The organism is Mesorhizobium sp. dw_380 (genome assembly GCF_018588885.1).
In the GTDB taxonomy this organism is placed as follows: Bacteria; Pseudomonadota; Alphaproteobacteria; order Rhizobiales; family Rhizobiaceae; genus Mesorhizobium.
In genome coordinates this window covers 15253-29378 of record NZ_JAFFIW010000006.1, presented here as the reverse complement: position 1 = coordinate 29378, position 14126 = coordinate 15253, and the positions used below count along the sequence as shown (strand labels likewise).

The window sequence follows — 14126 nt, the reverse complement described above, 5'->3', positions numbered from 1 at the left end:
CACAATCGGTGGCGAGCAAGGTTGGAATCTCGGCAGTCTTGGTAAAGGCCAGAGAAGGCTCGGCTAGTGAACGAAGATCATCGTTTCCTCTCAATCGGCGACAGGGGCAGTTCAAGCTCCCCCGGAGTAATTCCACGTCGATGCGCGTTCGCCTGATATCTAACGAAGAGCTCGTCATACCTACTAATGACATCCCGAAGCTGGCTCAATTCGATCTCAAGTCGCTCAATCTTCTCTGATAGATGAATTGTCGCAAGGTCACCTTCTTGGTGGTCTCTAACTTTTGATATCTTCTTTTTCTGGAATGCGCTCTTTATGTCGATATGATTGAAGAGGCCCTGGCGCGTCCATTTGTTGCCACAGATGAGTTCAGCTTTCTTCACGACGTTATCCCACGTCAGCGGGCCTTTCCACTCGAGGATTAATTCTCTGATCTCGGCAACATCCTCGTCCGACAGGCGGACACGGGATTTTGCCTTTGCCTTCCGAGGTCTCGGTTTTTTGCTAACAGCGCGGGGCATCGTCGATCGCCTCAAGCGAATAGTTTTCCAAGCGAAGTGGCATTGCCATATTCAGGTGAACGACCGTCCCATCTGGGATATCAGGATCGTTGTGCACTGCCAGGATGCGTCGTAACCCTTCGACCATCGAACGGTGATGGGCGACATAATTTGACGCGCCATAAGTCTCTTCATCTGCCTCGATCACAGCTGCTGCAAGGAGCCACTCATGTTCATTTAACATCTCCTGTGCGGCGGCTTTATGTGTAGCATCTCCCTTGACAATGAGATGCTCCGCACACCTTGCACAGCTTCCATGGTCGGGACACGGCGCTAGGCTCCAATCCGTAATGCACAGACCCAAGTCGGTGGTGTGCGCGGTCGCGACCACGGTGCCTCGGAATTCGGGGCGAAGGATGGGAGGCAGCGACTCGTGAAGTTCCGCCATGCCTCCCCGCATGCTGCCGCTCTCCATGAGACGGCGAACCTCTTCCGCCTTTTGCATCCCGGTGACGTGATCGTAGGCAGCGTTCTGTCCGATATCCTTCCGGCCGAACCATCGCGCTATCTCGTGTTCGCCCATGCCACCCTGCTGGGCGAGCGTGTTCAGCCAATGGCGGAACATGTGGGAGGTGAGTTCGATCGGGCTCCCGTCTGGCTCTGTGAACCCGTACCGGGCGAAAACGGATCGTGTCGCCCCCCTCTTCGATTTTCTACCGGAAAGGAAGTCCCTAATCTGCAGGTCCGTTAAGATACGGACTACGAAGGAAATTGTCGCCTTGCGATCGTGGCAGAAATTATGCGGAACGACGAAAAGGAAGTTCGACAACGGCAACGGGGACGACCGGCCTGGAAACCACTGCATTGCGAGCAGCGCACCTTCGATGTCGCCTCGCCGATAGTAGGGTGCACGACCGATGGTCGTCGCAGCTAGACCGCGCACCTTGGCCCAAGATTCCACTCCTCCGTAGGAGGAAATCCCTAAAATCCCCTCAAGGTCATTTACAGAATAGAGCTGGTCCGGACCTTGATCGTTTTCCAGATCGAAGTAAGCACGTCCAGGATGGCTTTCCAACCATCTAGCGACTTTGCGAGTTGGAGCAGTGTGGATCCTTATTTCCCTAACCGCTCGCCTCACGACGTCGATCATAGCGGTGGGAATCCATTTGATGTCGGGGTCGCCGCCTTTTTCCGGCCAGTACCTGAGTCCATAACGGACACGACGTCTTCCATCGCGATCAAGCAGCGGCTTGCCGTTCTCGATGACTTCCTCCTCGACTTCGCAATGCTCTGGGAGGGTAAGGGCCTCATTTATGCGGAACCCAGTTGCGACGAGAATCTCGACAGCACGTATTCGGACCACTTCAGAGGCTTCTTCAACAAGATTAGATATCGCTCCCAGCGCTTCATACGCCGCAAGGCTGGGAAGCTTGCCCGCTCGGCGTTCATCGTGCTGCTTGCCTATTCTCGTGTCATCGAAGACGACCCTTGGAAACGGGTTGCAGAAGTCGATCCTGCTCTTGGAGATCGCATATCGGTTCAGCCAGTCGGCGATTTCTTCCAGCCATAGGCCTATCCGGTATCGCGAAGACTGCTTCTCTCTTGCGCCGCATGCTCGCGCTGCCGAGTTGAAGTCGTCCGTCAGCAATGAACAGGGGTCTCCGCAGCGCTCGATTAGCGCGTCGTGCAGATATCGGGAAGCTCGAATGAGGACACGTAGGATAACGGGTTGCCTTGGGTTCGTCTCGTGGCGGAGCCGCACTACCGCCTTGATGAAGTCTCCGAACGGCAAGAGCATCGGCCGGCGGCTTGACATTCCCTTCGCCGTTCCGTTCTCGTGTGTCGTGAAGTAAAAAATGAGGTTCTTGGCCTGCGAGGATGCCCTCGGTTCATGCCACTGGCTGACATCCCAAGACGAGGCGTCGAAATCCAGGTCGCGTCCGAACGCTGCACTGGCCCGTGCTCGATCTATGAATGAAGCCAGGTTCGCGTGTGCATCTCTAAGCCGAGCGGAAGGTAGCTGTTCAGCCGGCATTCGCACCACCAATCCGAGCCGCCTCTATCCGTCTGATGACGTCGGCGATCGCTAAGATTGTCATGTCGAAGAGCATAATCATGCTCGGGTCTAGCCCCGCCTCCTGCCGCCGCTCTCGCTCGGCGAGGAGCGCGCTCAGTGCCTTATCGTGCGGAGCATCCATCCAAGGCTGGAATCGAACGCAGGTGTAACAAGCGATCGGGGCTGTAAGTCCGCAGAAGGAGAACGACCCGCATGTGCCAAGCGCATCCAGTTGATCCCGTTTAGGGTCGAAGCGGTAGATGCGGCTACTTGGCCGGTCGCCACGGACGGCCTCCTTCTCGGTCCGGACAAGTGTCCCCAGGAAAGCCTGCGAGAGGGGGCCGAGATCCAACGCCATGGCCGCGTCCAAGTGCTCGACTATGTCGCTCGTGATATCAAAGTAGACACCGACGTTCTGGAGGTCTGTGTGGTCTAGGAGTTGCGCGACGACCTTTGGAGACGCCCCCTCCCTCACAAGCCTGGTTGCCAAAGTGTATCTAAACCGCCTCATCGTGACCTTAAGGGGAAGGCCGGTCCGGGGAGAAACCACCGAGAGTCTCTCCACCGTACGCGCGACCATGGCTGAAAACTCGCTCGAAGCATGGTGGTAGCGGTAATCCGAGCCAGCGCCATACTCAGGAAGGTCCCTTCTGGGGGCCGGGCGCCTGAACAGCGGCCTGCCGTCATTGTCGCCATCCCGAACAGGGCTGTTCCTGCGGTTCTGATCGATTAGCGCCCGGACAATCTCGCCTGTTTCCGGATTGAGACGCCGTTCGCGGAACTGCGTCCGGGGGACAGGGTCACCTTTCTTGTGCCTGGGTATATTCAGAAGGTGGATCGGCGTATCTTGGCTCGAGTCGGTGAGCGCCCAGAAATCTCCCTCTCGGAGCAGAGCCATTGGTTCCGGATTCGAACCGAATGCCAGAGCCAACCACACTGCGACCTGTTCTTGGAGATTGATTGCCCCTGTCGTTCTCGAAGCGCGTAGCGCATTGATCAGCGCCAAGATTTCGCTGTCCAGAAGCGGTCCCTTTTCCGGATCAGCTGACCGGACTGCATGCCCTTTCTCGTTACCGCCGACGACCCGTTCTTCAAGGTGGAAGGCGACCTCAGGTGAAAACGAAGAGTACCCGAGATCGCAGCACCAGATGTACCATTTGCGTATGAAATGAAGACGATACTTCTCATGCTTCGGCAGGGCGTTCTCCAATTCGGTAAGGATTTGGAACGGGATCTGCTCGCCCGCACGAAGCGCCTCTAGCGGCCATACGCGTTTAAGTAAGTCCCAGTTATTCGCCACCTCCTTTGACGAATACTCGCGGATAAGAAGCCGAAAGTATTCTTCTGTGGCCTCCCTGATCGGTCCGCGTTCGAGATCGATTTGACTCCAATTCAGTGTGACGGACCGGCTTGGATGGGGAATTCGCCAGATGTCACCCGAGGTATCTACCTTATATCCCGCGCGGCTGATGACGACGTAATCGCGGTCCGGGAAGGCTAGGTCGATGGCCTCTTCAGCCGCGGCAAGGACAGCCCGTCTACCCATCGACGAGCCTTTCCTGCATCTTCAGACTGAGCTCCTGTGCCTGCCGCTCGGTCGAGCGGGCAGTGTAAAGCACCCCTGTTTTGGAATTCTTCTTCCACCCCATGAGGTAGTTTCTCATGCTGGCTTCACGCGCATCCGTGAGGCGCGTTTCCGGATCGCCCTCGCGTATTGCTTCTCCTTCCCTGACACTGTCGCACAGTTCGGAGAACCGGTCGTTCCAGTCATGTCTAAGGCTGTGGGGCGACAAGTCGGGAGGAAACTCCGGAAATGCCTCCCGGATAATGACGAAAAGATCGTAGACGGTCCGGCCTGCCAACGGCCGTCCATTCTCGGCAACGAAAACAAAAGGCTGCCTCTTGGCGCCAGGATAGAGCCTCGCACTGCCGCGGCAGACCAGCCAGTCTAGCAGCGCTTTGAGCAGCACCGAGTCGATGTGCAGTATCCGGTCCGCTGTCTTGACCGACGGCTGATCAGGGCGCGGATCTTCAGGATCGTCAGGGCGACCGTGGACGCAGATGCGAGGCTTGGAGCCAGCGAGAATAAGATCCGCTGACTTCAGAACGAGCGGTTCCGCCCTCCTGACACCGAGCTTAAAGTACATAATTAGCAGTGCAAAGTTCCGCTTCCTGTGCCTCGGCTCGAACGGATTATCAGGATAATCTGGTTGGATCACTTCGAGGAACCGGAGCCGGAGTTCCTCCGGCAGGCCCATCTTGGCGCTTTTTCCTTCACCTTGTACGATGCGTATTGACTGGCCCAGCAGTCTCTTCCAGTCCTCCAGCTTCCGAGATGCATCGCCGTATCGTCCGCTCGACACCGAGATGCGGTGGAGAGCATGTTCCGAACGCCATACGAAGTACTGGCGCACTACCATGGCGCGCGTGTATCTCGTATCGGCGTTGACGCTTAACCGGTGGCGTCGCTTCTTGTCTGTAGCGCGTCCAATACCGAGCCAGTTGATGAGGTCCCCGGTCTCCTCTGCCGTGAATAGCTCAAGGCTGTCCAGACGAGCGTCCAAGTCGATTCCGCGCGCCAATCCCCATTGAAGCGCCAGCACGATCGCGGAAAGGGCTCGCGCTATGGTGGTCTCTGCCTTTGCCTGCGTTCTCTGCCGGCCGGCGTTGTATCGTGTGGTCCACGGGTCGGGTAGCCCTGTCCTCCGGTCTTTGAGCAATGTGAACCGTTCTCCCGAGCTGGTTATCAGGCGGGATAGGTAGTGGACAGGTTCGGCCGGCGTTCCAAGAACAAGGGTTCTCATTTCTCATTGTCCTCCAACAGGAGGCAGGAGCACGCCGCGCACCGCAGTTGGTGGCTTTCCCCTAAGACGTGCGGGCTTGGGCAAATCCCGGGTACGAACGAATCGAACGAGCGATAATCCACTGTCGGGCGATGGAATCTAAGGCGAAGGAAATTCTCCACGGGCTCTGCTTGGGCGGGCATCTCGTTCTCTCCTTCTCTCGCATCCGCGGGAGAGGAGGCTGCGGCGGCCGCGGATGCACGCGGGAGGAAAGCCGGCGTGCCGGATGGCGTCAATCGGGATGAACCCAGCAGACGCCACCACTTACGAAGCGGATACCTCGCGCATAACCTTATGATTTTGTTGAGTCAGGGTGACATCAGGAAGATTTCGTTCGTCAACGGAATCGCAACGAATCCTTCTCCGCAGAACGTGCCGGATAAGAAAGTGAAGGATTAAAGCTGTGGAAAACTTCCAAGGACAGCTCCGGCGGATTACCTAGCGATCCAAATGCCGCCCGCCAAGATGCTCATCTGATTCGCGACAGATGGCAACGTTGCCCCATGCACCTTCCTCAACCGAGCACGCAGCCGGTTCTTAGACGGTCGTGGATGTGGTCAGCAGCCTCGGGACCGATCATCGCGATAGGCGCGCACCACAGGGCTGCACTGCCACCACCTGCCCGGACTTTCCGTGCGATTCGACAACGCTCATAAAGCTGAAGCCGGCGAGCCCCAGATGACGCGCCCGACCGGCCTCGGCTAACCGGACCAGTTCCGCCCCCTCGGATGCTCACCGTTGCGCCTTCCATCAGAGGGGGTAGAGGATTTGAATACCGATCGGGCGAGTGGCAACTTCGGATGACGTTTCAAGCAGACCAACTCGGAGGGAGCCGGATTTCCACTGCTGCGCGCCGTCACCTAGCAGACGCGCGCCCAGCTAATACTCGTTTACGTCGAACTGGCAGCCGACTTCGCCGAAGCCTCCCGATTCTCTACAGTTTCTGGCGCATAGTTGACTGCATGAATGAATGAGCGCGCACAATTTCGTGCAAACAACGCCATCGCTGGCACTTTCCCGCTAAGCCGTTGCAGCATCTCGTGAAATGCGGTTCTCGTTTCCAGGGTCAACTGGCCACCTGTCAGAACGGGATTTCGTCGTCCAACTCGCGCGACGAACCGCCGCCACCGCCGCCTCTCGGCGTACCGCCGCCACGGTTCAAGCTCTCGTTCGGGCCGGACTGGCCGAAATCGGAACCGCGGCTGCTGCCGCCACCGGAATAGCCGCCGACCTGGCCGCCCTCGCCCTGGCCGCGCGCGTCGAGCATCTGCAATTCGCCGCGGAATTTCTGCAGCACCACTTCCGTCGTGTACTTGTCGGCACCGGTCTGGTCCTGCCATTTGCGTGTCTGCAGCTGGCCCTCGACATACACCTTCATGCCCTTCTTCAGATACTGCTCGGCCACCTTGGCGATGCCCTCATTGAAGATGACGACATTGTGCCACTCCGTCTTTTCCTTGCGCTCGCCGGAATTCTTGTCGCGCCAGCTCTCCGACGTGGCAATGCGGATGTTGACGACCGGCTCGCCCGAATTGAGGCGGCGGATTTCAGGGTCCGCGCCGAGATTGCCGACCAGAATGACCTTGTTGACGCTACCCGCCATGATTTTTCTCCGCGCTCATCCGAAACAAATTTTTGTCGCAGCACCTTACAGGCTACGCACGTCAGCCGCCTGCTAAGGCTGGCTTTTCCCACAAAGTTTTTTGTTCCCTTTTCGTTCCTATATGCATCGCCGCTGATTGTCAAGGAATGGCAGCAATGGCTGAACCCTGCATATGGGTTTCAAAACAGCGCTTGCCAAATCAATAAGTATCGACTTATGCTTTCGCCATGATCGAAGCAGAGATTTTCCGCGCCTTGGCGGACCCGACGCGCCGCGCCGTCTTCGAGCGTCTCGCCACCAGCGAGATGAGCGTGTCGGAATTGCGCAGCGGCCTGACGGTGTCGCAGCCGGCGGTGTCTCAGCATCTTGCGGTGCTGCGCGGCGCCGGCCTCGTGGTCGAGCGGCGGACCGGCCGCAACGCCTATTACCGCGCCGACCCACAGGGGCTTGCCCCCTTGCTCTCCTGGATCGAACGCTACCGGACCTTCTGGCCGGAGCGCATCGAAAGGCTGAAGACGGTTTTGAAGGACATGGACCAGTGAAGGACGGGGGACCAGTGAAGGACGGGGGACCAGTGAAGGACGCGGGATCAATGAACAGCCAAAGCGAAATCGCTGAAAATGCGCTCGAGTTCGAATGCGACCTTGCCGAGCCGCCGGAAAAGGTGTGGCGGGCGCTGACCGTGCCGGAATTGCTCGCCGCCTGGATGATGCCGAACGACATCAAACCGCAGGCCGGCAGCCGTTTTGCCTTCGCGGGACCGGAGGCTCCGATCGAGTGCGAAATCCTCGACGCCGAGCCCGAACGCATGCTGCGCTATTCCTGGCGGGAGCAGCCGGGGGACGCCGAGCGGCAGGATCCGCTCGACAGTATCGTCACCTTCACACTCGCCCGCACCGTTTCCGGCGGCACGCATCTGCGCATCGTCCATGACGGCTTTGCCCGCAAAGCCATGCCCGCCGTCGCTATGGCGGGCGCCGGCTGCCGGCTTTCACTTGGGTTGGGCCGGGCCGGAATGCCCCTCGCCGCGAACACACCGCGCCTTCTGCTGCGCGCTGCCTGAACATGGAAATCGGAGAAGCAAAATGAGCGGTGTTGCCAGTCTGGTGCCGATGGTGATCGAGCAATCGAGCCGCGGCGAACGCGCCTTCGACATTTTCTCGCGGCTGCTGCGCGAGCGGATCATCTTCATCAATGGCGAGATCAACGATGACGTTTCGGCACTGGTCTGTGCACAGCTTTTGTCACTGGAATCAGACAATCCGGACAAGGAGATCTCGCTCTACATCAACTCGCCGGGCGGCGTGGTGACCAGCGGCTTCGCCATCTACGACACGATGCAATATATCAACTGCCCGGTGTCGACCGTGTGCATGGGTTTTGCCGCCTCGATGGGATCGTTCCTGCTGATGGCCGGCACGGCGGGGCGCCGGATTGCACTGCCGAACGCCACCATCCTGCTGCATCAGCCGCTGGGCGGCTTCCAGGGCCAGGCATCCGACATCCAGCGCCATGCCGAGCGCATCGTCCAGACCAAACGCCACATGGCCGAACTCTACGCGCAGCATTGCGGCCGCAGCTATGAGGAGGTCGAACGCACGCTGGACCGCGACCATTTCATGACGGCCCGCGAAGCACAGGCATGGGGCATCGTCGACCACGTCTTCGACACCCGCAAAAAGGCGGCGTGAGGCCAAGGCCAGATCGGATTTCTTGCCCCCTGCCGAAGATTTGACGATACCGGTCTGGTCCCGGTGGCGGCACGTCCCTATAGTCCTGGGATGACCGACACTCATTTGTCCAGGACGCCGCATCGTATCATCGCCGCTACAGTGCTCGCTGTCGCTTGCCTGGTATCCGGCGTGGCACTTGCACAGGATAGCTCGACCCAGGCGCAGAAAAGCGTCCTGCCCGGTGTGAGTGGCGATTACAGAATCGCCAAGCCGGCTCCCCAGCCGGAACCCGACGATGCCTTTCCCAGCAGCGGGAACGGCCAGTTCAAGATCGGCGATACGGATGTCAGGATTTCCGGCAGCATCACGGTGGATGTCGCCACCGGCGGGTTCAAGCCGCCTAGATAGACCACGCCGTTGCTAACCAAAGCATTGTCGCAAAAGAATAGCCCCGCCGTGCCTTGGGCAACCGGACGGGGCTTTTCTGGATCTAAAATCCATATTTTGCCGGGAGTGTACTGCCGGCGTTTGATTTCGGATGCTTCGCGGCTTCAGCCGACGATCCGACTAGCAGTCTCTGATTTTTAGGGATACGGCCGGTCACGGTTTGTGGGGCAGCGTAGCTAAACCCTCACCCTTCTACCTGCCGCGGCTCCAACTAGATGTGGAGCCCTTGGGGACTGTCAGGTGGCGTCATGCTCCGCTCCTTTGTCCGTTGCGACGATGTCGTGGCGAAGCGCAAATCGCAGACGCCTGCGGCGTCTCGCAGGCCGCCTTGGGGCGGCGAGGCCATCGAAAGACGGCCGGCTTCGCTTGACGTCCAGAGATTGGCCCCGTGGGCCGGCCGCGTCAACTGTCAATAGCCGGTTACGGAAAAATGTGATCGCCGGGAGGTTACGTGAAGGTCAGTTTTTGCACAGCTTTGTCAGGAGCGTGTTCGGTCTTTGTTCTTTCCGCTTGCTGGTTCGCGCGAAAGGCGGTTAAACGACTTCTGTCGGGAATTGTGGCGTCTCTCGACGTGGCGGCAAAAACACCTACATAGGGGATGGCTGGGAAGAACCCGCCATTCCCACGAATTCAAGATCTGAGGCGGCGACCGGCGATGGCCGACCATAAATTCCTTTCCATTCGCGGGGCCCGCGAACACAATCTGAAGAACGTCGATCTCGACCTGCCGCGTGACAGCCTGATCGTCATGACCGGCCTGTCCGGTTCCGGCAAGTCGTCGCTCGCCTTCGATACCATCTACGCCGAAGGCCAGCGCCGCTATGTCGAGAGCCTGTCGGCCTATGCCAGGCAATTCCTCGAAATGATGCAGAAGCCGGACGTCGACCAGATCGACGGCCTGTCGCCGGCCATCTCCATCGAGCAGAAGACCACGTCGAAGAATCCGCGTTCGACCGTCGGCACCGTCACCGAGATCTACGACTACATGCGCCTCTTGTTCGCGCGTGTCGGCGTGCCCTATTCGCCGGCCACCGGCCTGCCGATCGAGAGCCAGACCGTCTCGCAGATGGTCGACCGTGTCCTGGCGGTCGAGGAAGGCACGCGCCTGTTCCTGCTGGCGCCCATCGTGCGCGGCCGCAAGGGCGAGTACCGCAAGGAACTGCTGGAATTGCAGAAGAAGGGTTTTCAGCGCGTAAAGGTCGACGGGGTGTTCTATGAGATCGCCGACGTTCCGGCGCTGGATAAGAAGTACAAGCACGACATCGATGTCGTCGTCGACCGCATCGTCGTGCGAGGCGATCTTGCCACGCGTCTCGCCGACTCCATCGAGACAGCGCTGAAGCTGGCCGATGGGCTGGCGGTAGCCGAGTTCGCCGACAAGCCGCTCGACGCCAGCCAGACCGGCGAGGATTCAGTCAACAAGTCGAAGAACGAGACGCATGAGCGCATCCTGTTCTCCGAAAAATTCGCCTGTCCGGTGTCCGGTTTCACCATTCCCGAGATCGAGCCACGCCTGTTTTCCTTCAACAACCCGTTCGGCGCCTGCCCGACCTGCGATGGTCTGGGCAGCCATCGCGCCATCGATCCCAACCTCGTCGTGCCCGACGAGAACGTCTCGCTGCGCGATGGCGCCGTCAGCCCGTGGGCGAAATCGAGTTCGCCCTACTACGTGCAGACGCTCGAAGCGCTGGGCAAGGCTTACAATTTCAAGCTCGGTGACAAGTTCAAGGATTTGAGCGCGGAGGCCCAGCAGGCGATCCTGCGCGGCACCGGCGAGCGCGAGATCACCTTCCATTACGATGACGGCTTGCGGTCCTACAAGACCACCAAGACCTTCGAAGGCGTCATCCCCAATCTCGAGCGGCGCTGGAAGGAGACCGAATCCGCCTGGATGCGCGAGGAGATCGAGCGCTTCATGTCGGCGACGCCCTGCCCGGTCTGCAAAGGCTATCGGCTGAAGCCTGAAGCGCTGGCGGTGAAGATCGCGGGAAAGCACATCGGCGAAGTCACGGAACAATCGATCCGCAACGCCGACCACTGGTTCACCGGCCTGCCCGCCCAGCTCAACGACAAGCAGAACGAGATCGCGGTGCGGGTGCTGAAGGAAATCCGCGAGCGGCTGCGCTTCCTCAACGATGTCGGTCTCGACTATCTGACGCTGTCGCGCAATTCCGGCACGCTGTCCGGCGGCGAGAGCCAACGTATTCGTCTGGCCTCGCAGATCGGCTCGGGCCTCACCGGTGTGCTCTATGTGCTGGACGAGCCGTCGATCGGCCTCCACCAGCGCGACAACACGCGGCTGCTGGACACGCTGAAGCATCTGCGCGACATCGGCAACACGGTCATCGTCGTCGAGCATGACGAGGACGCCATCCTGCATGCAGACTATGTCGTCGACATGGGACCGGCCGCCGGCATCCATGGCGGCGAGATCATCGCCCAGGGCACGCCCCAACAAGTCATGGCCAATCCGAATTCGATCACCGGCAAATATCTGTCGGGGGAACTCGAGGTGGCAACACCTGGCGCGCGGCGTGAGGCGAAGAAGAACCGGCGTTTGAAAATCGTCGGCGCGCGCGGCAACAATCTGAAGAACGTCACCGCCGAAATCCCGCTCGGCACCTTCACCGCCGTGACCGGCGTGTCGGGCGGCGGCAAGTCGACCTTCCTCATCGAGACGCTGTTCAAGGCGGCCTCGCGCCGCATCATGGGCTCGCGCGAACATCCGGCCGAACATGACCGTATCGAGGGTCTCGAATTCCTCGACAAGGTCATCGACATCGACCAGTCGCCGATCGGCCGTACGCCGCGTTCGAACCCCGCGACCTACACCGGCGCATTCACGCCGATCCGCGACTGGTTCGCCGGCCTGCCCGAGGCGAAGGCGCGCGGCTACCAGCCCGGCCGCTTCTCCTTCAACGTCAAGGGCGGCCGCTGCGAGGCCTGTCAGGGCGACGGCGTCATCAAGATCGAGATGCACTTCCTGCCCGACGTCTATGTCACCTGCGATGTCTGCCACGGCAAGCGCTACAACAGAGAAACACTCGACGTCCTGTTCAAGGGTAAGTCGATCGCCGACGTGCTCGACATGACGGTTGAGGAAGGCGTCGATTTCTTCGCCGCCGTGCCCGGAGTGCGCGACAAGCTCGAAACGCTGAAGCAGGTCGGCCTCGGCTACATCCATATCGGCCAGCAGGCGACGACGCTTTCGGGCGGCGAGGCGCAGCGGATCAAGCTGGCCAAGGAACTGTCGCGCAAAGCGACCGGCAAGACACTCTATATCCTCGACGAGCCGACCACCGGCCTGCACTTCCACGATGTCGCCAAGCTTTTGGAAGTGCTGCACGAACTGGTCGACCAGGGCAACACTGTGGTGGTCATCGAGCACAATCTCGAAGTGATCAAGACCGCAGACTGGGTGCTCGACCTCGGCCCCGAAGGCGGCGACGGCGGCGGCGAGCTGGTTGCCTCCGGCACGCCGGAAGCGATCGTGCGCGAAAAGCGCAGCTACACCGGCCGGTTCCTCAAGGAATTGCTTGAGCGTCGCCCCGGAGGCAAGCGCGAAGCGGCGGAGTGATGGCTTAGCATGAACCTCAGAGCGGCCCGCCCCGAGGACCTCACCGCAATCGTCTCGCTGACGCAAGCGGCGTTCGCGCCCTACACCGCGCTGTTCGGCGGACCGCCGATCCCGGTCACCGAGGACTATGCGCCGAGGATTGAACGCGGCGAGGTCTGGCTGCTGGAGAGCGGCGGCGAACTGGCCGGGCTGATCGTCCTCGAGCGGCATCCCGACCATGCTATGATCTTCAGCGTGGCCGTCTCCCCTGCCTTTCAGGGTAAGAAGCTCGGCATCGCGCTGCTCGATTTCGCTGACGAGCAGACGCGGCTATGGCACTTGCCGGAGCTGCGGCTCTACACCAATTCGCGGATGGAGCGGAACATCGCGCTCTATGCGGCCTATGGTTTCCGGGAGACGGGTCGCCGGCCCAATCCCTACCGGCCAGGATGGATCGTCGTCGACATGACCAAGCCCGTCGATGGCGCCGTACCGGTCTGATTTAGGATTGATTGGGAGGACGACAATGAGCAAATCGGGAACAATCCGCGCCGGCATGGGCGGCTGGACCTTCGAGCCCTGGGACACGTCCTTCTATCCGGACAAGCTGCCGAAGGCGAAGCAGTTGCACTATGCCAGCCGGCAGGTTCCGAGCATCGAAGTCAACGGCACCTATTATTCCAGCTTCAAGGAGCCGACCTTCGTCAAATGGGCCAACGAGGCGCCGGAGGGTTTTGTCTATTCGCTGAAGGGCAATCGCTTCGTCACCAACCGGCGCGTGCTGGGCGAGGCCGGTGAATCGATGATGCGCTTCCTCGGTTCCGGCGTTGCAGCACTTGGCGACAAGCTCGGGCCGATCCTATGGCAGTTCGCGCCGACCAAGAAATTCGACCCCAGCGATTTTGAAGCCTTCCTGAAATTGCTGCCGGAGAAGCAGGATGGCGTGGCGCTGCGCCATGCGCTCGAAGTGCGCAACGACAGCTTTGTCGTGCCGGAATTCGCCGCGCTCGCGCGCAAATACAAGGCGGCGATCGTCCATGCCGATCATGCCAAATACCCTGACATCGCCGACGTCACCGGCGACTTCGTCTATGCGCGGCTGCAGACCGGCTCAGACGACAATCCCGATTGCTACACGCCGAAGGGCCTCGACGAGTGGGCAGCGCGGGCAAAAATTTGGGCACAGGGCAAGCAGCCGGCCGATTTGCGGCGCGCCGATCCCGCCACCGACGCGCCTGTCCAGCCGCGCGACGTGTTCGTCTACTTCATCACCGAGGGCAAGGTGCGCGCGCCGTTCGGGGCGATGGCGCTGATGAAGCGCGTGACGGATTAAAGCAGCGAAGTTGCGGCTCTTTCTGTTTAGGCGTCGAATTCTCCGCTATCGGGGAGGCATACACCTGTGTCCAGCAGCTCCTGTCGGAACTTGCAGGGCAGGTTGACCGTTTTTG

The 14126-nt window shown here is 60.0% G+C and carries 12 protein-coding genes; 7 read left to right on the top strand and 5 right to left on the bottom strand.

All coding sequences use genetic code 11. The features are described from left to right. Nucleotides 1-77 precede the first annotated feature (77 nt). The 5 genes from JT360_RS07695 to JT360_RS07675 all read right to left on the bottom strand — a co-directional run bounded on the left by JT360_RS07695 (nucleotide 78) and on the right by JT360_RS07675 (nucleotide 7002). Complete coding sequence (locus tag JT360_RS07695) at nucleotides 78-521, bottom strand: hypothetical protein (protein WP_214470871.1); 444 nt, start codon at nucleotides 519-521, stop codon at nucleotides 78-80. Then, complete coding sequence (locus tag JT360_RS07690) at nucleotides 505-2148, bottom strand: hypothetical protein (RefSeq protein ID WP_214470870.1); 1644 nt, start codon at nucleotides 2146-2148, stop codon at nucleotides 505-507. Before JT360_RS07690 ends, JT360_RS07695 begins: the two co-directional genes overlap by 17 nt. 376 nt (nucleotides 2149-2524) lie before the next feature. Next, the gene (locus JT360_RS07685; protein ID WP_214470869.1) at nucleotides 2525-4102 is read right to left on the bottom strand and encodes a site-specific integrase; all 1578 of its coding nucleotides are present in this window, start codon (nucleotides 4100-4102) and stop codon (nucleotides 2525-2527) included. Continuing rightward, complete coding sequence (locus JT360_RS07680) at nucleotides 4095-5360, bottom strand: site-specific integrase (protein ID WP_214470868.1); 1266 nt, start codon at nucleotides 5358-5360, stop codon at nucleotides 4095-4097. Before JT360_RS07680 ends, JT360_RS07685 begins: the two co-directional genes overlap by 8 nt. 1120 nt (nucleotides 5361-6480) lie before the next feature. Further along, complete coding sequence (locus JT360_RS07675; protein WP_214470867.1) at nucleotides 6481-7002, bottom strand: single-stranded DNA-binding protein; 522 nt, start codon at nucleotides 7000-7002, stop codon at nucleotides 6481-6483. A 227-nt stretch (nucleotides 7003-7229) separates the two neighbouring features. Here JT360_RS07675 and JT360_RS07670 point away from each other — a divergent pair, with 227 nt between their 5' ends. The 7 genes from JT360_RS07670 (at nucleotide 7230) to JT360_RS07640 (ending at nucleotide 14011) form a co-directional block, all read left to right on the top strand. Then, on the top strand, nucleotides 7230-7544 hold the full coding sequence (locus tag JT360_RS07670; RefSeq protein WP_214470866.1) for an ArsR/SmtB family transcription factor: 315 nt from the start codon (nucleotides 7230-7232) through the stop codon (nucleotides 7542-7544). A 50-nt stretch (nucleotides 7545-7594) separates the two neighbouring features. Beyond that, entirely contained in the window at nucleotides 7595-8065 is a 471-nt protein-coding gene (locus tag JT360_RS07665) for an SRPBCC family protein (protein WP_214470865.1), read from the top strand. A gap of 22 nt (nucleotides 8066-8087) precedes the next feature. Continuing rightward, nucleotides 8088-8693 (top strand): ATP-dependent Clp protease proteolytic subunit, encoded by a 606-nt coding sequence (locus tag JT360_RS07660; protein ID WP_214470864.1) that lies wholly within the window; start codon nucleotides 8088-8090, stop codon nucleotides 8691-8693. Nucleotides 8694-8783: 90 nt separating this feature from the next. Next, the gene (locus JT360_RS07655; RefSeq protein WP_214470863.1) at nucleotides 8784-9083 is read left to right on the top strand and encodes a hypothetical protein; all 300 of its coding nucleotides are present in this window, start codon (nucleotides 8784-8786) and stop codon (nucleotides 9081-9083) included. 694 nt (nucleotides 9084-9777) lie between these two features. Beyond that, a complete protein-coding gene (uvrA, locus tag JT360_RS07650; RefSeq protein ID WP_214470862.1) occupies nucleotides 9778-12699 on the top strand; it encodes an excinuclease ABC subunit UvrA in 2922 nt (973 codons plus the stop codon). 9 nt (nucleotides 12700-12708) lie between these two features. Further along, entirely contained in the window at nucleotides 12709-13179 is a 471-nt protein-coding gene (locus JT360_RS07645; RefSeq protein WP_214470861.1) for a GNAT family N-acetyltransferase, read from the top strand. Between the two features lie 25 nt (nucleotides 13180-13204). After that, nucleotides 13205-14011, top strand: coding sequence for a DUF72 domain-containing protein (locus JT360_RS07640; RefSeq protein ID WP_214470860.1), 807 nt, complete (start codon nucleotides 13205-13207; stop codon nucleotides 14009-14011). Nucleotides 14012-14126: the final 115 nt, after the last annotated feature.